Annotated in this window: 14 protein-coding genes; all 14 read left to right on the top strand. The window is 70.9% G+C overall.

Annotated elements, in window-relative coordinates:
- Nucleotides 1-26: 26 nt before the first annotated feature.
- Nucleotides 27-1,577, top strand: a complete 1,551-nt coding sequence (locus tag G412_RS0116445; RefSeq protein WP_078607036.1) for a sugar ABC transporter ATP-binding protein — start codon at nt 27-29, stop codon at nt 1,575-1,577.
- A complete protein-coding gene (locus tag G412_RS0116450; RefSeq protein ID WP_028813043.1) occupies nt 1,574-2,614 on the top strand; it encodes an ABC transporter permease in 1,041 nt (346 codons plus the stop codon). The genes G412_RS0116445 and G412_RS0116450 overlap by 4 nt, the downstream gene beginning before the upstream one ends.
- 95 nt (nt 2,615-2,709) lie before the next feature.
- Entirely contained in the window at nt 2,710-3,750 is a 1,041-nt protein-coding gene (locus tag G412_RS0116455; protein WP_028813044.1) for a substrate-binding domain-containing protein, read from the top strand.
- 58 nt (nt 3,751-3,808) lie between these two features.
- Nucleotides 3,809-5,092 (top strand): Gfo/Idh/MocA family protein, encoded by a 1,284-nt coding sequence (locus tag G412_RS34745; protein WP_051338394.1) that lies wholly within the window; start codon nt 3,809-3,811, stop codon nt 5,090-5,092.
- A 14-nt stretch (nt 5,093-5,106) separates the two neighbouring features.
- Nucleotides 5,107-6,111, top strand: coding sequence for a sugar phosphate isomerase/epimerase family protein (locus G412_RS0116465; protein ID WP_028813045.1), 1,005 nt, complete (start codon nt 5,107-5,109; stop codon nt 6,109-6,111).
- Nucleotides 6,112-6,459: 348 nt separating this feature from the next.
- Nucleotides 6,460-10,173 carry a ThuA domain-containing protein gene (locus G412_RS0116470; RefSeq protein WP_028813046.1) on the top strand — a complete coding sequence of 1,238 codons (3,714 nt, stop codon included), beginning with the start codon at nt 6,460-6,462 and terminating at the stop codon, nt 10,171-10,173.
- Between the two features lie 118 nt (nt 10,174-10,291).
- Nucleotides 10,292-11,434, top strand: coding sequence for an inositol-3-phosphate synthase (locus tag G412_RS0116475; RefSeq protein ID WP_037648929.1), 1,143 nt, complete (start codon nt 10,292-10,294; stop codon nt 11,432-11,434).
- Entirely contained in the window at nt 11,431-12,795 is a 1,365-nt protein-coding gene (locus G412_RS0116480) for an SCO3242 family prenyltransferase (protein ID WP_028813048.1), read from the top strand. Before G412_RS0116475 ends, G412_RS0116480 begins: the two co-directional genes overlap by 4 nt.
- Nucleotides 12,792-13,694 carry a sugar phosphate isomerase/epimerase family protein gene (locus G412_RS0116485; RefSeq protein ID WP_028813049.1) on the top strand — a complete coding sequence of 301 codons (903 nt, stop codon included), beginning with the start codon at nt 12,792-12,794 and terminating at the stop codon, nt 13,692-13,694. The genes G412_RS0116480 and G412_RS0116485 overlap by 4 nt, the downstream gene beginning before the upstream one ends.
- On the top strand, nt 13,688-14,545 hold the full coding sequence (locus G412_RS34750) for an EboA domain-containing protein (RefSeq protein WP_051338395.1): 858 nt from the start codon (nt 13,688-13,690) through the stop codon (nt 14,543-14,545). Before G412_RS0116485 ends, G412_RS34750 begins: the two co-directional genes overlap by 7 nt.
- Nucleotides 14,545-15,396 (top strand): TatD family hydrolase, encoded by an 852-nt coding sequence (locus tag G412_RS0116495; protein WP_028813050.1) that lies wholly within the window; start codon nt 14,545-14,547, stop codon nt 15,394-15,396. Before G412_RS34750 ends, G412_RS0116495 begins: the two co-directional genes overlap by 1 nt.
- Before the next feature lie 16 nt (nt 15,397-15,412).
- Entirely contained in the window at nt 15,413-16,582 is a 1,170-nt protein-coding gene (gene eboE, locus G412_RS0116500) for a metabolite traffic protein EboE (protein ID WP_028813051.1), read from the top strand.
- Nucleotides 16,579-17,979, top strand: coding sequence for an alkaline phosphatase family protein (locus G412_RS0116505; RefSeq protein ID WP_028813052.1), 1,401 nt, complete (start codon nt 16,579-16,581; stop codon nt 17,977-17,979). The genes eboE and G412_RS0116505 overlap by 4 nt, the downstream gene beginning before the upstream one ends.
- A gap of 17 nt (nt 17,980-17,996) precedes the next feature.
- Nucleotides 17,997-19,028: a sugar phosphate isomerase/epimerase family protein gene (locus G412_RS0116510; protein WP_028813053.1), complete on the top strand. Its 1,032-nt coding sequence runs from the start codon at nt 17,997-17,999 to the stop codon at nt 19,026-19,028.
- Nucleotides 19,029-19,110: the final 82 nt, after the last annotated feature.

Genomic DNA, 19,110 nt, shown 5'->3' on the forward strand with positions numbered 1-19,110 from the left:
CGCCGCACCAGCCGAGGGGAACCGTCATGGCACCACCGCAAGCAACCCCACCGCAAGCAGCCCCACCCCTGCCCCTTCTCACGATGTCAGGCATCACCAAGTCCTTCCCCGGCGTCCGCGCCCTCGACGGCGTGGACCTGGAGGTCCAGGCGGGCGAGGTCCACTGCCTGCTCGGCCAGAACGGCGCCGGCAAGTCCACCCTCATCAAGGTCCTCGCCGGCGTGCACCAGCCCGACGGCGGCGAGATCACCTGGCAGGGCGGCGCGGTCACCCTCAAGTCGCCCATCGCCGCCATGCGACTCGGCATCGCCACCATCTACCAGGAACTCGACCTGGTGGAGGGCCTGTCGGTCGCCGAGAACATCTTCCTCGGCCACGAGCCGACCACCGCCGGCTTTGTGGTACGCGGCAAGCAGGCCCGCACCTGTGCGACCGCCCTCCTCAAGCGGCTAGGTCACTCCGAGATCGACTCCGGCAGCCTGGTCGGCTCGCTCTCCGCCGCCCAGCAGCAAATCGTCTCCATGGCGCGGGCGCTCTCCCACGACGTACGCCTCATCGTGATGGACGAGCCGTCCGCCGCCCTCGACCCGGACGAGGTCGACAACCTCTTCCGGATCGTCGCGGGACTCACCGCGGACGGCGTCGCCGTCGTCTACATCTCCCACCGGCTCGAAGAGATCCGGCGCATCGGCGACCGCGTGACCGTACTCAAGGACGGACGCGCGGTCGCGGTCGGACTGCCCGCCAAGAGCACCCCGACGCGTGACGTCGTCGCGCTGATGACCGGCCGCGATGTCGAGTACGTCTTCCCCGGCCGGCCCGCGGGTGACCCACAGACCGCCGAACCCGTCCTACGGGTCGAAGGCCTCACCAGGGAAGGGGAGTTCGCGGCTCTCGACCTCGACATCCGCCCCGGCGAGATCGTCGGCCTCGCCGGACTCGTCGGCTCCGGGCGCTCCGAAGTCCTGGAGACGATCTACGGGGCGCGCAAACCCACCGCCGGGCGCGTACTCGTCGACGGGCGCCCCCTGCGCCCCGGCAGCGTCCGCGCCGCCGTCCGCGCCGGCATCGGGCTCGCCCCCGAAGAGCGCAAGGCCCAGGGCCTGCTGATGCTCGAATCCGTCACCCGCAACGTGTCCGTGTCCACCCTGTCCCGCTTCTCGCGCGGCGGCTGGCTCGACCGTACGGCCGAACGCGAGGCCGCTCAGGCCGCCACCCGCGAACTGTCGCTGCGCCCCGACAACCCCGACGCCCGCATCCGCACCCTGTCCGGCGGCAACCAGCAGAAGGCCGTACTCGCCCGCTGGCTGCTGCGCGGCTGCCGCGTCCTGCTGCTCGACGAGCCGACGCGCGGCGTCGACGTCGGGGCGCGCGCCGAGCTGTACGCCGTGATCCGCAGGCTGGCCGACGAGGGCCTCGCCGTTCTCCTCGTATCCAGCGAAGTCCCGGAAGTCCTGGGCCTCGCCGACCGGGTGCTGGTGCTCAGGGAGGGGCGCGTCGTCCACACGGCGCCCGCCCGCGAGCTCGACGAGCACCGCGTACTCGACCTCGTGATGGAAGGGAGCCCGACACCATGACGCAGCCTGTCTCGCCCACGCGCAAGCAGCAGGACGGACCGGTCGTCACCACTACCAGGACGCCGGCCGGTCAGGGGGCCTGGCGCGCGCTCGGGCTGCGCCTGGACGTACGTAACCTGTCGCTGCTCGGCGTACTCGCCGTCCTCGTCGCGGTCGGTGGCTTCACCAAGCCCGAACAGTTCCTGGACAGCAGCAACCTCCAGCTCGTCCTCACCCAGGCGTCCGTGATCGGTGTCGTCACCGTCGGCATGACCTTCGTCATCACCAGCGGCGGCATCGACCTCTCGGTCGGCGCGATCGTGGCGCTCGCCTCGGTGTGGGCGACGACGCTCGCGACCCAGGAGTACGGCTTCGCGGGCATCCTCTTCACGGCGGTGGTCGTCGGCCTCGCCTGCGGTCTCGTCAACGGGCTGCTCATCGCGTACGGCGGGATGGTGCCGTTCATCGCGACGCTCGCCATGCTGGCGTCGGCCCGCGGACTCGCCCTCCAGATCACCGACGGCAAGACGCAGATCGTCACCGTCGAGTCCGTACTCGACCTCGGCATCCCGGACTCGTACGTCCTGGGCATACCGCCGCTCGTCCTCGTCTTCGCCGTGGTCACCGTCGTCGGCTGGCTGCTGCTCAACCGCACCACCTTCGGGCGGCGTACGGTCGCCGTCGGCGGCAACGCGGAAGCGGCCAGGCTGGCCGGCATCGACGTACGCCGACAGCGCCTCTACCTCTACCTGCTGTCCGGACTGTGCTGCGGAATCGCGGCCTTCCTCCTCGTCGTCCTGTCCGGCTCGGGGCAGAACACCAACGGGAATCTGTACGAGCTCGACGCCATCGCCGCGGCCATCATCGGCGGGACGCTGCTCAGCGGCGGCCGGGGCACGATCGTCGGTTCCGTACTCGGTGTCCTGGTCTTCACCACGATCACCAACATCTTCGCGCTCAACAACCTGCAGAGCGACGTACAGCAGATCGCCAAGGGCGCGATCATCGTCGCCGCCGTACTGGTCCAGCGCCGCACAGCGCGCGACGGCGAGACCTGACGTCGCACCGCTTCTTCGCTCCCCTTTTCCCTCCCCCCCTCTTCCCACCCCCCTTTTTTCTCCCGTAAGGCCTGACCTGAAGGGTTGGAACCGTCATGCCAGAAACCAGTCGCAGAGGACTGCTCTTCGGCACCGCGGCCGTGTCCGCCGGCGCCCTGCTCACCGCCTGCACCAGCAATGAGCCCAAGACGAAGGGGACGGCCGCCGACAACCAGCCGGCCGCCCCCGATGACAAGCCGGGCAAGAAGGTCACCATCGGTTTCGCGGGCCCGCAGGCCGACCACGGCTGGCTCAACGCCATCAACGAGAACGCCAAGTCGCGCGCCGAGAAGTACTCCGAGGTCACCCTGGAGATCACCGAGGGGTCCAACGACACCGCCGCGCAGATCGGCCAGGTCCAGACGCTGATCAACAAGAAGGTCGACGTACTGGTGATCCTGCCGGCCGACGGCAAGGCCCTCACCCAGGTCGGCCTCCAGGCGATGAAGGCCGGCATCCCCGTCATCAACCTGGACCGCATCTTCGCCTCGCCGCAGGCCTACCGCTGCTGGATCGGCGGCGACAACTACGGCATGGGCCTCAACGCGGGCAACTACATCGGCGAGCAGCTCAAGGGCAAGCCGAACGCCAAGGTGGTGGAGCTCGCGGGACTCGACAACCTGGAGCTCACCAAACAGCGCAGCCAGGGCTTCGCCGACGCCCTCAAGAACTACCCCAACGTCAAGCGCGTCGCCCGCCAGGCCGCCGACTTCACCGTCGAGTCGGGCCAGGCCAAGATGGCACAACTGCTCCAGGCGCAGAAGCAGTTCGACGCACTGTGGAACCACGACGACGACCAGGGCGTGGGCGCCCTGCGCGCCATCCAGCAGGCCGGTCGCGACGACTTCCTGATGGTCGGCGGGGCGGGTGCCAAGGCCGCGATGGACGCCATCAAGGCCGACAACAGCGTGCTGAAGGCCACCGTCCTCTACCCGCCGACCATGGCCGCCTCCGCCATCGACCTGGCCCGCGCGCTCGGCCAGGGCAAGGGCGTCGGCGGCATGGCGGAACTGGAGATCCCGGCCTCGATCACCCTCTACTCGGCCGTCGTCACGAAGGACAACGTCGATGAGTACCTGCCGACGGGCTTCAGCTGACCGGGCCGCCCGCCCGCCCCCACCGTGCGAGTGACCAGTTCGACGAGGAGGAATCCGTATGGCCCCCAGGCAAGAGACGGAGACAGCGGCCGCCACCGGAGAAACGCCGGCCGGTGCTGCGGCGGGTGCGTCGCCACCGGTGCTCGGTGTCGGCATGGTCGGATACGCGTTCATGGGAGCCGCCCACTCGCAGGGCTGGCGCACCGCGGGCCGCGTCTTCGACCTGCCGGCGCGGCCGGTTCTCGCAGCCGTCTGCGGACGTGACGGCAAGGCCGTACGCGCCGCGGCGGACCAGCACGGCTGGGCGGCGGCGGAGACCGACTGGCGCGACCTCATCGCCCGCGACGACGTGCACATCGTCGACATCTGCACGCCGGGGGACAGCCACGCGGAGATAGCGGTCGCCGCGCTCGACGCGGGCAAGCACGTGCTGTGCGAGAAGCCGCTGGCCAACTCGGTCGCCGAGGCGGAGGCCATGACGGCCGCCGCCGAGCGTGCCCGCGCGCGGGGCCAGGTGGCGATGGTCGGCTTCAACTACCGCCGGGTGCCCGCCATGACGTACGCCCGCCGGCTGATCGCGGAGGGCAGGCTCGGGGCGCTCAGGCACGTACGGGTCACCTATCTCCAGGACTGGCTCGTCGACCCGGACTTCCCGCTGACCTGGCGGCTGCGGCGGGAACACGCGGGCTCGGGCGCGCTCGGCGACCTGGGCGCGCACATCGTGGACCTCGCGCAGTACCTGGCGGGGGAGCCGCTGGTGGGAGTCTCGGCCCTGACGGAGACGTTCGTACGGTCGAGGCCGCTGCCGGCCGGTGCGCCGGCCGGACTTTCCGCGGGCGGGGGCGGCGCCGCCGGACGCGGTCCGGTCACCGTCGACGACTCGGCGCTCTTCACCGGGCGGCTGGCTTCGGGGGCACTGGCCTCCTTCGAGGCGACGCGGATGGCGGCGGGCCGCAAGAACGCGCTCCGTATCGAACTCAACGGTGAGCGCGGCTCGCTGGCCTTCGACCTGGAGCGGCTGAACGAACTGTCCTTCCACGACCACACCGAGCCCGCAGCCTCTTCCGGCTTCCGGCGCATCCTGGTGACGGAGCCGGAGCATCCGTACCTGGAGGCGTGGTGGCCGCCCGGCCACGCCCTGGGGTACGAGCACACCTTTGTCCACCAGGCACGCGACCTGCTGCACGCCATCGCGACCGGCACCGACCCGTCGCCGTCCTTCGCGGACGGGCTGCAGGTGCAGCGGGTGCTGGCGGCGGTGGAGGAGAGCGCCGAGAAGAACGCGGTCTACACCCCCGTACTCCCCGTACCCCCCGTACTCCCCGCATCGCAGGCACTGTAGGAGGGCCGTCACGCATGCCACGACCATTCACACTCTTCACCGGCCAGTGGGCCGACCTGCCGCTGGAGGAGGTCTGCCTGCTGGCCCGCGACTTCGGCTACGACGGCCTGGAACTCGCCTGCTGGGGCGACCACTTCGAGGTCGACAAGGCGCTGAACGACCCCGGCTATCTGGACGGGCGTCACCGGCTGCTCGACAAGTACGGCCTGAAGTGCTGGGCGATCTCCAACCACCTGGTCGGCCAGGCCGTCTGCGACACGCCGATCGACGAGCGTCACCAGGCGATCCTGCCGGCGCGGATCTGGGGCGACGGCGAGCCCGAGGGCGTACGGCAGCGGGCCGCGGCCGAGATGGCGGACACGGCCAGGGCGGCGGCGGCCTTCGGTGTCCGTACGGTCATCGGCTTCACCGGGTCTTCGATCTGGCACCTGGTGGCGATGTTTCCGCCCGTGCCTCCGCACATGATCGAGCGGGGTTACGAGGACTTCGCCGAGCGCTGGAACCCGGTCCTGGACGTCTTCGACGCGGAGGGCGTGCGTTTCGCGCACGAAGTACACCCGAGTGAGATCGCGTACGACTACTGGACGACTCAGCGGGCGCTGGAGGCGGTGGGGCACCGGCCGGCCTTCGGGCTGAACTTCGACCCGAGCCACTTCGTGTGGCAGGACCTGGACCCGGTCGGCTTCCTGTACGACTTCCGCGACCGGATCTACCACGTCGACTGCAAGGAGGCCCGCAAGCGCCTCGACGGACGCAACGGCCGGCTCGGCTCGCACCTGCCGTGGGGGGATCCGCGGCGCGGATGGGACTTCGTGTCGGCCGGACACGGGGACGTTCCGTGGGAAGACGTATTCCGGATGCTGCGGTCGATCGGGTACGAGGGGCCGGTGTCGGTGGAGTGGGAGGACGCGGGAATGAACCGCCTGACGGGCGCGCCCCAAGCCCTTGCCACGCTGAAGCGCTACGACTTCGACCCCCCGACGGCGTCTTTCGACGCGGCGTTCGGGAGCGCGGGCTAGACCCCTGGGGCGCTGCCCCAGCCCCTGGTCCTCAAGCGCCGGACGGGCTGGATGGCGAGCCGGGGGTGGGAAAGCCCCGCAGGGCAGCCCGGTGTAACGCACCGACGCCGGGGCGGTTCCCGCTGCCCGAAGCCGCTTTGTCCTGCGGCGGGAGAAAGTTCAACTTACCCGCCGCGCAAGGTCTTTCCGTTCCGGACGAACGCGGCTACCGTCCCTGAGGTGTACAGGACATGAGTCCGGTTCCCGGCATGACGGCGCATCCCGGTTCCGGTTCCCGTAATCACAGAGCTTCCCCGCCCGGCACCGGTGCAGGACGAGCACCGCCCGGCCCACTTCCGGAGGACACTCGTGCACAGGAAACGGCTCAGAGCCGGATCGGCCCGAAAGACCCTCGCACTCCTCACCGGCAGCCTCCTGGCCGCCACCTCACTCGTACTCACCCCCGCCCTCTCCACCGCCGCCGCCCCCTCCGCCACCGAATCCGCCGCCGCCGAGGATTTCCAGCAGGTCACCCTCGCCAAGGGCGAGCCCGAGACGGGCGAGCCCATGTCGCTCGCCGTGCTCCCCGACCGCAGCGTCCTGCACACCTCGCGCGACGGCGAGCTCCGCATGACCGACGCCGCCGGCAACACCCGCGTCGTCGGCACCATCCCGGTCTACTCGCACGACGAAGAGGGCCTCCAGGGCATCGGCATCGACCCGGAGTTCAGCGAGAACCGCCGGATCTACCTCTACTACGCGCCCCCGATGGACACCCCGGCAGGCGACGCCCCCAACGCGGGATCCGCCGCCGACTTCGCGAAGTACGACGGCGTCAACCGGCTCTCACGCTTCGTACTCAAGGCCGACGGCACGCTCGACAACGCCAGCGAGAAGAAGATCCTCGACGTACCCGCCACCCGTGGCATCTGCTGCCACGTCGGCGGCGACATCGACTTCGACGCGCAGGGCAACCTCTACCTGTCGACCGGCGACGACTCCAACCCCTTTGCCTCCGACGGCTTCACCCCCATCGACGAACGCCCGAACCGCAACCCGGCGTACGACGCACGCCGCACCTCCGGCAACACGAACGATCTGCGCGGGAAGATCCTCCGTATCAAGGTGAACGAAGACGGCTCGTACGCGGTTCCCGAGGGCAACCTCTTCGCCCCCGGCACCGCGAAGACGCGCCCCGAGATCTACGCCATGGGCTTCCGCAACCCCTTCCGCTTCAGCGTCGACAAGACCACCGGCGTGCTGTACGTCGGCGACTACGGCCCCGACGCAGGCGCCGCCGACCCCAAGCGCGGCCCCGCCGGACAGGTCGAGTTCGCCCGCGTCACCAAGCCCGGCAACTTCGGCTGGCCCTTCTGCACCGGCAAGAACGACGCCTACGTCGACTACGACTTCGCGACGAAGGAATCCGGCGCCACATTCGACTGCGCCGCCCCGAAGAACACCTCGCCGCACAACACCGGCCTGACCGACCTGCCACCCTCCGAGGAGGCCTGGATCCCGTACGACGGCGGATCGCTCCCCGAGTTCGGCACCGGCTCGGAGTCACCGATGGGCGGCCCCGTCTACCGGTACGACGCGAACCTCGACTCCCCGGTGAAGTTCCCCGAGGCGTACGACGGAGACTTCTTCGCCGGCGAGTTCGGCCGGCGCTGGATCAAGCGCATCGAGCAGGACGCGAACGGCGCCGTACAGTCCATCAACCCCGTGCCGTGGACCGGCACCCAGGTCATGGACTCGGCCTTCGGCCCCGACGGCGCGCTGTACGTCGTCGACTACGGCACCGCCTGGTTCGGCGGCAACGAGCACTCCGGTCTCTACCGCATCGAGAACGCCACCAGCGGCCACTCACCCGTCGCGGAAGCCGCCGCCGACAAGACGTCCGGCCAGGCGCCCCTGCGCGTGAAGTTCTCCTCCGCCGGGACGACCGACTCCGACGGCGACGCCCTGAAGTACTCCTGGACCTTCGGCGACGGTGGTACGTCGACGGCAGCCAACCCCACCTACAGGTACAGGAAGAACGGAACGTACACCGCGACCGTCACCGCCAAGGACGCCACCGGGCGGACCGGTTCGGCGAGCGTGCGGATCGTCGTCGGCAACACCGCGCCCAAGGTGACACTCGAACTGCCCGGTGACGGCCAGCTCTTCACCTTCGGTGACGAGGTGCCGTTCAAGGTGAAGGTCACCGACGCGGAGGACAGCACCGTCGACTGCTCGAAGGTCAAGGTGTCCCACTTCCTCGGCCACGACAGCCACGGCCACAAGATCACCGAAGCGTTCGGCTGCAGCGGCACCATCAAGACCACCGCGGACGGCGAACACGACCCGAACGCCAACATTTTCGGGGCCTTCGACGCCGAGTACACCGACAAGGGCGCCGGCGGCCAGGCTCCGCTGACCACCCACGACCACGCCGTCACACAGCCCAAGCACCGCCAGGCCGAGCACCACTCCAGCCAGAGCGGCACAGCACCGCAGAGCAAGCCGGCCGCGCACGGCGGCAAGACCGTCGGTGACATCCACAACGGTGACTGGATCGCCTTCAAGCCCTACCGGGTCGGCGACGCCACCTCCCTCACCGCCCGCGTCTCGTCGGGCGGAGCGGGCGGCACGCTGGAAGTACGTACCGGATCGCCCGACGGCAAGCTCATCGGCTCCACCATCGTCCCCATCACCGGCGGCTGGGACGTCTTCCAGGACGTCACCACCACCATCAAGCGGCCCCCGGCCGGGACCACCACCCTCTACCTCGTCTTCAAGGGCGGCGCCAGCGCCCTCTACGACATCGACGACTTCACCTTCTCCACGGCGAAGGGCGACGCCGTGCCCAAGAAGCGGGTCCTGGTCTTCTCCAAGACCGCCGGCTTCCGCCACGACTCCATCGCAGCGGGCATCACCGCCCTCAAGGAACTCGGCGCCCAGCGCGGCCTCGCCGTGGACGCCACCGAGGAAGCGAAGCAGTTCACACCCGAGAACCTCGCGCGCTACGACGCGGTCGCCTTCCTCTCCACGACCGGTGACGTCCTGAACGCCAACCAGCAGACGGTTTTCGAGCAGTACGTCGCCGACGGCGGCGGCTACCTGGGCATCCACGCCGCGGCCGACACCGAGTACGACTGGAAGTTCTACGGCGGACTCGTCGGCGCGTACTTCCACTCGCACCCGCGGATCCAGAAGGCGACCGTGCGCGTCGAGGACCACGACCACCCCGCCACCGCGCACCTGGACAGCCGCTGGCAGCGCACCGACGAGTGGTACAACTACCGCACCAACCCGCGTGAGCAGGCCCGCGTCCTGGCCACCCTCGACGAGACCAGCTACACCGGCGGCACCATGAAGGGCGACCACCCGATCGCCTGGTGCCAGCCGTACGAGGGCGGGCGGTCCTTCTACACCGGCGGTGGCCACACCACGGAGTCGTACGCCGAACCGGCCTTCCGCAAGCACCTGCTGGGCGGAATGCTCTACGCCACCGGGATCGCCAAGGCCGACTGCAAACCCTCCAAGGGGTACCGATCGATCTTCAACGGCGAGACCCTCGAAGGGTGGAAGCAGGCGGGTCCCGGCTCCTTCGAGATCAAGGACGACCGCACGCTGAACTCCGTCGGCGGCATGGGCCTGCTCTGGTACCAGGCGAAGGAGCTCACGTCGTACTCCCTGAAGCTCGACTGGAAGATGGCCGGTGACGACAACTCCGGGATCTTCGTGGGCTTCCCGGCCTCCGACGACCCGTGGTCGGCCGTCAACAAGGGGTACGAGATCCAGATCGACGCGACGGACGCCCCCGACCGCACCACCGGGTCCGTGTACGGCTTCAAGGCGGCGAACACCGCCGCGCGGGACGCCGCGCTCAACCCGCCCGGCGAGTGGAACGCGTACGAGATACGGGTCGAGGGAGAACGGCTCCGCGTCTTCCTCAACGGCGTGAAGATCAACGACTTCACGAACACCGACCCGGCGCGCAGCCTGGCCCGGGGCCACATCGGCATCCAGAACCACGGCGCCGACGACCAGGTCTCCTTCCGCGACATCAAGGTCAAGGAGCTGCCCGCGGGCTCCTGACCGACCGGCGGTACCGCCAGGACCGGCGGCGGGCGGGAGCACGCCGAGCCCCCGCCCGCCGTCTTCTGGACCTCCCCATCTCCTTATCCATTCATCAGCTCCGGCAGGGAGGCAGCCCGTGACCACCACCCCATCCGAAGGCACTACGGCGCACACGGCACGGACCGGAGTGTGGTTCGTCGGAGCACGCGGTTCGGTCGCCACGACCGCCGTCGCGGGCTGCGCGGCGCTCACCGCGGGACTGCACGCGGCGGACGGCATGGTCACCGAGACACCGCCGTTCGCGGGGAGCGGCCTGGCGCCGCTCTCCTCGCTCGTCTTCGGCGGACACGACACGGTGAGCTGCCCCCTGCCCAAACGGGCCGAGGAGCTGGAAGCCGGCGGCGTCCTGCCGCACGGCCTGTCCTCGGCCGTACGCAGCGAACTGGCGGCGGCGGACCGGGAGATCAGGACCGGCGGCCCGCTGCCCGGCGACACGCGAGGTGAGGAGGAACTCATCGGCGCGTTCGCCACGCACCTGCTGGACTTCGCGCACCGGCGACGCCTCGACCGTGTCGTGGTCGTCAACGTCGCCTCGACGGAACCCGCCCCCACCGACTCCCAGTCGTCCCTCCCGCCCAGCTCGCTCTACGCGGCGGCGGCACTTCGGGCCGGCAGCCCGTACGTCAACTTCACCCCCTCCACCGGGCTGCGCGCGCCCGCCCTCCAGGACGCTCTCGCGGCCGGCGGCCTTCCCCACGCGGGACGCGACGGCAAGACGGGCCAGACGCTGCTCCGTTCCGTACTCGCCCCGATGTTCGTGCAGCGCGCCCTGTCCGTACGGGCATGGTCGGGCACGAATCTGCTCGGCGGCGGGGACGGGGCAGCGCTGGCCGACCCGGCCGCCGCGGCGGCCAAGAACGCAGGCAAGAACCGCGTCCTGGCCGACACGCTGGGCACGCTGCCGCAGGGCGACGTCCACATCGACGACGTACCGGCGCTCGGCGACTGGAAGACGGCCTGGGACCACATCGCCTTCGAGGGTTTCCTCGGTTCACGGATGACACTCCAGACGACGTGGCAGGGCTGCGACTCGGCACTCGCCGCGCCGCTGGTCCTCGATCTGGCCCGGCTGCTGGCCCGCGCCCACGAGGTGGGCATCTCGGGACCGCTGCCGGAGCTGGGCTTCTACTTCAAGGACCCGGACGGCGGTCCGGCGGCGCTGGCGGAACAGTACGAGGCGCTGCTGGCCTTCGGGGCCCGCCTGCGGGAGGCCCGATGACGGCGGGTGCTCGCCGCCTTGCCGCGTGGGCGGAACTCCTGCGGGTCTCCGCCCTGTTCACGGTACCGGGTGACGCGGTGGCGGGCGCGGCGTCCATCGGCGTACGCCCGAACCGGGGGACGGCGCTGGCCGTCGGAGCCTCCCTGTGCCTGTACGAGGCGGGCATGGCCCTGAACGACTGGTCGGACCGCGCCGAGGACGCGGTGGACCGCCCGCACCGACCGATCCCGTCGGGCCGCATCACTCCGGGTGCGGCTCTGGCGGCATCGGGCGCGCTGACGGCGGCAGGCCTGGCGCTTGCGGCGGGGGCGGGCCGCCGGGCGCTGGGGGTGGCCACTGGTCTGGCCGCCACGATCTGGGCGTACGACCTGCACTTGAAGCACACCGCGGCGGCGCCCGCGGCGATGGCCACGGCCCGAGCCCTGGACCTGCTTCTGGGGGCGACGGCGACGGGAGCGCGGGCAGAGCATCTCTTTCCCCACCACGCCGCCCCTTCCCGAAAGCCTCCATCGCCGGCCGGGCTTGACGGGGCTGAGGTCGGCTCTCGATCGCGCGGGGCCGAGAGGTCACTCCTGGCACATCCAGCCCGTCCGGCGCTTGAGGACCGGGGCTCGGGGCGGAGCCCCGCATTCGGCGGAGCCGCGAAACGGCACAGCGCCGCACTGGCCGCCGCGGCCGTGCTCGGCGCGCACACCTACGCCGTCACAGCGGTCTCGCGCCGCGAAACGCAGGGCGGCTCGACGGCCGCACCACTCGCCGCCCTGGCAGCGACCGCCGTCCTGGCCGTATGGGCCGCCCGCGCATGCCACGAGGACCCAGGGCCGCGGCTCCCCACGTGCCGGAGCGGCGAGTCGACACAGCCGGGAAGGGGCTGGGCAGGCCTGCCGCCATGGACCGCCTCCGCGCACCAACGCGACGTCGGCGCCGGTTCACTCACGAACGGAAGCAACGCCTCGGCGGGGCACCGTCGCCGGCCACTCGCGCCGGCAACCAGCCAGCGCTACGCCGACCCTCCCCGCCACCACGCCGACCGGCCGCTCCCTGCCGCCGTCGGCGCGCCCGCGTATACCCCCGCACCCGCGCTCGCCTCCCAGAGAGCGATCCGCGTCGTCACGCGCCTCACGGCCCCCGCCACCCTCGCGGCCATCGCCTACTTCCGCACCGCGGCCAAGCCCCTCCTCCACGCCGCACTCAACCCCTCCCCGCCGCTCACCCAGCGCGCCGTGGGCGGCGGGATCAGGGCGATGATCCCGCTGCAGGCCGCGCTCGCCGCCCGCAGCGGTGCGGCCGGGGCCGGGGCGGCGCTCATGGGGCTCGTACCCATCGCCCGGAAGCTGTCGCGAAAGGTGAGCCCCACATGACCGGCACCCCCGCCCCTGCGCCCATCCGCTTCGGTTACGGCACCAACGGCCTCACCGACCTCCGTCTGGACGACGCCCTCGCCCTCCTCGCCGACCTCGGCTACGACGGCGTCGGCCTGACCCTCGACCACATGCACCTCGACCCCCGAGCTCCCGATCTCGCCGCCCGCACCCGTCAAGTGGGTCGCAGGCTGTCGCAACTCGGCCTGGACGTGACCATCGAGACCGGCGCACGGTACGTCCTCGATCCGCGCCGCAAGCACGGCCCGTCCCTGCTCGACCCGGACCCGGCAGGCCGCGCCATCCGAGCCGAACTGCTCGTCACGGCGGTACGCGTCGCCGCAGAGCTGGGTGCCCACGCCGTGCACTGCTTCAGCGGCATCACCCCGGACGCCACTTCGCCCGGCACCGCCTGGCAGCGGCTGACGGAGTCACTCGCTCCCGTCATCGACGCCGCGGCAACCGCCGGCGTTCCGCTCGCCGTCGAGCCGGAACCCGGCCACCTCCTCTCCACCCTCGCCGACTTCCACCACCTGCGCCGCACCCTCGGCGACCCGTCCTCCCTCGGTCTCACCCTCGACATCGGTCACTGCCAGTGCCTGGAACAGTCCTCGCCCGCCGACTGCGTGCGCGAGGCCGCACCCTGGCTGCGGCACGTCCAGATCGAGGACATGCGTCGCGGCGTACACGAACATCTGCCGTTCGGCGACGGTGAGATCGACTTCCCACCCGTCCTGGACGCACTCGCGGCCACCGGCTACCGGGGGCTGACGGTCGTCGAACTTCCCCGCCACTCGCACGCAGGCCCCGATCTGGCCGAACGGTCCCTCGACTTCCTGCGCAAGGCACTGCCCAGGAATCCGGACACCCTTCTCCCGGCAGGAGGCGCACCATGCTGACCGAGCTGACCAACGGCGCACCGCCCTCCGCTCTTCAAGCCGCACTCGAAGAGCAGCTCTCCGGCGCGGACCGTGCCTGGCTGCACGAGGCCCTGGCCGAAGCAGAAGCAGAAGCCGAAGCGGAAGCCGCTGAAGCCAGGGCGAAAGCGGGAGCCGAGGTGCCCGAGCCGGTGGACCGTAACCGTGCCCAGTGGCCCCTGCCCACCTGGGAGATCCGCTTCGCCGAAGCCGGCCGCCACTGCCACCCGGCCCGACGCACCGCCCAGGAAGACCCATCCACCCCATCCACCCCAGCCACCGCAGCCGCCCCATGCACCCCAGCCGCCCCGGACGCCCAGGACCTCGCCGACGCCGCCCGCGTCCTCCTCCTGCACGCCGTACGAGCCGATCTCGACACCACCACCCGCCTCTATTCCCACGGCACCGCCGCCGAACGCCGTGCGGTGCTGCTCGCACTGCCGCACCTGAGCGCCGTCACCACGCCCGCCGGTTCCGCGCTCCCGCTCGTCGAAGACGCCCTGCGCACCAACGACACACGCCTCGTCGCCGCCGCCGTCGGCCCGTACGCGACCCAGCACCTCGACCAGCACGCCTGGCGCCACGCCGTCCTCAAGTGCCTGTTCACCGGCGTACCGGCCGACGCCATCGACGGACTGTCCCGGCGCGCCCGGGCCGACAGCGAACTGGCCCGGATGCTCCGCGACTACGCCGCAGAGCGCACGGCCGCAGGCCGCCCCGTACCGGACGATCTCCACCGCGTCCTCGTCCTCACGGCCCTCCCGGACCCGGCGGCCCGCCCGGACACGACAGCCCGCGTCGAGATCACGGCCGACCCCACAGAGGAGTCCTGATGCGCATCTTCGACCCCCACATCCACATGACCTCCCGCACCACGGACGACTACGAGGCGATGTACGCCGCCGGAGTGCGCGCCGTCGTCGAGCCCTCCTTCTGGCTGGGCCAGCCCCGCACCTCGCCCGCCAGCTTTTTCGACTATTTCGACGCACTCCTCGGCTGGGAGCCCTTCCGCGCCTCCCAGTACGGCATCGCCCACCACTGCACGCTCGCCCTCAACCCCAAAGAGGCGAACGACTCCCGCTGCACCCCCGTTCTCGACGCGCTTCCCCGCTACCTCGTCAAGGACTCCGTCGTCGCCGTCGGCGAGATCGGCTACGACTCGATGACCCCCGCCGAGGACACCGCCCTCGCCGCCCAGCTCCAGCTCGCCGCCGACCACGGACTGCCCGCCCTCGTCCACACCCCGCACCGCGACAAGCTCGCCGGTCTCCACCGCACCATCGACGTCATCCGTGAATCGAACCTCCCCCCGGACCGCGTACTCCTCGATCACCTCAACGAGACAACCGTAAAGGCCGCCACTGACAGCGGCTGCTGGCTCGGCTTCTCCATCTACCCCGACACCAAGATGGACGAGGACCGCATGGTCGCCGTCATCAAGGACCACGGAACCGGGAAAGTGCTGGTCAACTCCGCCGCGGACTGGGGAAAGAGCGACCCGCTCAAGACCCGCAAAGTAGGCGACGCCCTCCTCGCCGCCGGTTTCACCGAGGATGACGTCGACCAGGTCCTGTGGCGAAACCCCGTCGCCTTCTACGGCCTCAGCGGCCGCCTCCGGCTCGACGTGCCCGACGCCCCGGAGCCGCTCCACGAGGGCAACTCCATCCTCCGCGGCGGCGAATGAGGGGAGGACAGCCACCATGCGCTTCCGCCACCCCGACGGTTCCACCGTCCATCTCGCGTACTGCACCAACGTCCACCCCGCCGAGACCCTCGACGGTGTACTCGCCCAGCTCCGCGACCACTGCGAGCCCGTACGCAGACGCCTCGGCCGGGACCGCCTCGGCATCGGCCTGTGGCTCGCGAAGGACGCCGCGCGCGCCCTGATCACCGACCCGGCGGCCCTGCGCGGCCTGCGCGCCGAACTGGACCGGCGCGGCCTCGAAGTCGTCACCCTCAACGGCTTCCCGTACGAAGGGTTCGGCGCCGAAGAGGTCAAGTACCGCGTCTACCGGCCCGACTGGACCGAGCCCGCCCGGCTGGAGCACACCACCGACCTCGCCCACCTCCTCGCCGCGCTGCTGCCCGACGACGTCACCGAGGGCACGATCTCCACCCTCCCGCTCGCCTGGCGCGTCCCCTTCGGTGTGGCCGCCGCGCAGGCCGCCCACGCGGCGCTGACCACCCTCGGCGAACGCCTCGACGTACTGGAGGAGCTGACGGGCAAATCCGTCCGCATCGGTCTGGAACCCGAGCCGGGCTGCACTGTCGAGACCACCGCCGACGCCATCGGCCCCCTCTCCGACCTGGCCTCCCCGCGCATCGGCGTCTGCGTCGACACCTGCCACCTCGCCACCTCCTTCGAGGACCCGGCGACCGCCCTCGACGCGCTCACCGCGGCCGGCGTCACCATCCCCAAAGCCCAGCTCTCCGCCGCCCTGCACGCCGAACACCCCCACCTCCCCGAGGTGCGCCAAGCTTTCGCCGCCTTCGCCGAACCCCGCTTCCTCCACCAGACCCGCACCCGCACCGCTGCCGGCCTGCGCGGCACCGACGACCTCGACGAGGCCCTCACCGGGGCCGTGCTCCCCGACGGCGCCCCCTGGCGCGCGCACTTCCACGTCCCCCTCCACGCCCCGCCCGCCGCACCGCTCACCTCAACCCTCCCGGTGCTCCAGGAAGCCCTCACCCGCCTCGTCGGCGGCCCCGAGCCGCTCACCCGCCACCTGGAGGTCGAGACGTACACCTGGCAGGCACTGCCACCCGAGTCGCGCCCGCGCAACCGGACCCAGCTCGCCCACGGGATCGCCGCCGAACTCACCCTCGCCCGCGACCTCCTGGTCGATCTCGGCCTCAAGGAGCTGCCGTGACCGCGCCAAAGACAGGAACCAACGCCCCCACCCCCCTCCTCGTCCTCGACGTCGTAGGCCTCACCCCCCAGCTCCTCGCCCACATGCCGAACCTCAAGCGGCTCGCCCGGTCCGGCTCCCAGGCCCCCCTCGGCACCGTCCTGCCCGCCGTCACCTGCGCCGCCCAGTCGACCTTCCTCACCGGCACCACCCCCGCCGAACACGGCATCGTCGGCAACGGCTGGTATTTCCGCGACCTCGGCGAAGTCCTCCTCTGGCGCCAGCACAACGGCCTCGTCTCCGGCGACAAGATCTGGGACGCCGCCCGCCGCGCCCACCCCGGCTACACCGTCGCCAACATCTGCTGGTGGTACGCGATGGGCGCCGACACCGACTTCACCGTCACCCCACGCCCCGTCTACTACGCCGACGGCCGCAAGGAACCCGACTGCTACACCCGGCCCCCGTCCCTCCACGACGAACTCACCGACACATTCGGTACGTTCCCCCTCTTCCACTTCTGGGGCCCCGGCGCCGACATCGTCTCCTCCCGGTGGATCATCGACGCGACCCGCCACATCCTGCGCACCCGCCACCCCGATCTGGCCCTGTGCTACCTCCCGCACCTCGACTACGACCTCCAGCGTTACGGCCCCGACGACCCCCGCGCGTACCGCGCCGCGGCGGAGCTCGACGCCGCCGTCGCCCCGCTGCTCGACGACGCCAAGGCCGAGGGCCGTACCGTTGTCGCGCTCTCCGAGTACGGCATCACCCGCGTCGCGCGCCCCGTCGACATCAACCGTGCCCTGCGCCGCGCCGGACTCGTCGAGGTCCACACCCAGGACGTCATGGAGTACCTCGACCCCATGACGTCACGGGCGTTCGCCGTCGCGGACCACCAGCTCGCCCACGTCTACGTACGCCGCCCGGAGGATCTCGAAGCCGCCCGCGCGGCCCTGGCGGACCTGCCCGGCATCGCCGAACTCCTCGACGACGAGGGCAAGAAGAGCCACGGCCTCGACCACCCCCGCTCCGGCGAACTGGTAGCCGTCGCCGAACCCGACGCGTGGTTCACGTACTACTACTGGCTGGACGACGCCAAAGCCCCCGACTTCGCCCAGCTCGTCGAGATCCACCGCAAGCCCGGCTACGACCCCGTCGAGCTCTTCATGGACCCCCTCGACCCGTACGTACGCGTCAAGGCCGCCAAAGCCCTCGCCCGCAAGAAGCTCGGCATGCGCTACCGCATGGCGGTCGTGCCCCTCGACCCGTCACCTATTCGCGGCAGCCACGGCCGCCTCCCCGAGCGTGACGAAGAAGGTCCGCTCATCCTGTGCTCCATCCCCCGCGCCGTCAGTGGCCGCGTAGCGGCCACCGATGTGAAAGCCCTCCTCCTCCAGCTTGCCGGACTGCACTGACAAAGGGAGTTCCACGCATGAGCCGCAAGACCGCCACGAACGACCCCGAACTCACCCACAAGCTCTCCAGGCGCGGCATGCTCGGCGTAGCCGCCGGCGCCACCGCCGCAGCCCTCCTCGGGGCGACGGCACCCACCGCGGCGGCCCGGAGCGCGGGCCGCGGCCGTCCCGTCCTTCCCCCCGGCCGCCTCGGCATCCAGCTCTACTCCCTCCGCGACAAGGTCTCGACCCTCGGCTTCGCCAAGGTCTTCGCCGAGCTGGAGAGATTCGGCTACGACGAGGTCGAGTACGCCGGTTACACCCAGGGCTCCGCGGGCCCCATCACCCTCGCCCAGCTCCGCCGCCTCACCCGCGACCACGGCCTGCGCGGCATGGGCAGCCACGTCGGCTACTACTCCGACGGCAACCCCACCGCGTACACCTTTGCCCAGAACCTCACCAAGGTCCTCGACGACGCGCAGGCCCTCGGCCTCAAGCACATCGGCACGGCATCAGGACCGTGGCGTTACGGCGCCACCGTCGACGGCTGGAAGCGCGCCGCCCAGGACTTCAACACGTACGGCGCGGCGGCCAAGGCGCGCGGCATGAAGTTCTACCAGCACAACCACGCCGAGGAGTTCTCCTTCGCGACCGACAAGCCCGGCGTCCGCCTCTACGACGTACTCCTCGCCGAGACCGACCCCGATCTGGTCTATCTGGAGATGGACATCTACTGGGCGTACGCCGCCCAGTTCCGCTTCGGCAAGCGCGCCGACGGCACCCCGGCCCCCTTCGACCCCCTCGACTACGTACTGAAGCAGCCCGACCGCTACCCGCTCTTCCACGTGAAGGACGGCGAACACGACGCATCCGCCCGCGACGGCTACCGGATGGTGGACGTCGGGGACGGAGACATCGACTACAAGCGCTTCATCTCGGCGGTCTCCAAGACGCGCGGCGGGCGCCGTGACCACCACTGGCAGGCGGAACACGACAATCCGGCCGAGTCGTTCGCCTTCGCCCGCAAGTCGAGCGCGCACCTGCACTCACTGCGCGAGAAGGACTGCTGAGAGCGGCAGCAGCAGCAAGATCGCGTCGCGGCTGACCGGCCGCGGGTTCGGCTTGCTGTGCCGGGCCCGCGGTCTCGGCGCG

Origin of the sequence: Streptomyces flavidovirens DSM 40150 (assembly GCF_000429085.1) — a bacterium.
Taxonomy (GTDB): domain Bacteria; phylum Actinomycetota; class Actinomycetes; order Streptomycetales; family Streptomycetaceae; genus Streptomyces; species Streptomyces flavidovirens.

What these genes read in the sequence shown, in the direction of transcription:
- G412_RS0116510 (WP_028813053.1), top strand. Translation starts at nt 17,997, where the DNA reads ATGAGCCGCAAGACCGCCACGAACGACCCCGAACTCACCCACAAGCTC.
- G412_RS0116465 (WP_028813045.1), top strand. Translation starts at nt 5,107, where the DNA reads ATGCCACGACCATTCACACTCTTCACCGGCCAGTGGGCCGACCTGCCG.
- G412_RS0116445 (WP_078607036.1), top strand. Translation starts at nt 27, where the DNA reads ATGGCACCACCGCAAGCAACCCCACCGCAAGCAGCCCCACCCCTGCCC.
- G412_RS0116480 (WP_028813048.1), top strand. Translation starts at nt 11,431, where the DNA reads ATGACGGCGGGTGCTCGCCGCCTTGCCGCGTGGGCGGAACTCCTGCGG.
- G412_RS0116495 (WP_028813050.1), top strand. Translation starts at nt 14,545, where the DNA reads ATGCGCATCTTCGACCCCCACATCCACATGACCTCCCGCACCACGGAC.
- G412_RS0116455 (WP_028813044.1), top strand. Translation starts at nt 2,710, where the DNA reads ATGCCAGAAACCAGTCGCAGAGGACTGCTCTTCGGCACCGCGGCCGTG.
- G412_RS34745 (WP_051338394.1), top strand. Translation starts at nt 3,809, where the DNA reads ATGGCCCCCAGGCAAGAGACGGAGACAGCGGCCGCCACCGGAGAAACG.
- G412_RS0116485 (WP_028813049.1), top strand. Translation starts at nt 12,792, where the DNA reads ATGACCGGCACCCCCGCCCCTGCGCCCATCCGCTTCGGTTACGGCACC.
- eboE (WP_028813051.1), top strand. Translation starts at nt 15,413, where the DNA reads ATGCGCTTCCGCCACCCCGACGGTTCCACCGTCCATCTCGCGTACTGC.
- G412_RS0116450 (WP_028813043.1), top strand. Translation starts at nt 1,574, where the DNA reads ATGACGCAGCCTGTCTCGCCCACGCGCAAGCAGCAGGACGGACCGGTC.
- G412_RS34750 (WP_051338395.1), top strand. Translation starts at nt 13,688, where the DNA reads ATGCTGACCGAGCTGACCAACGGCGCACCGCCCTCCGCTCTTCAAGCC.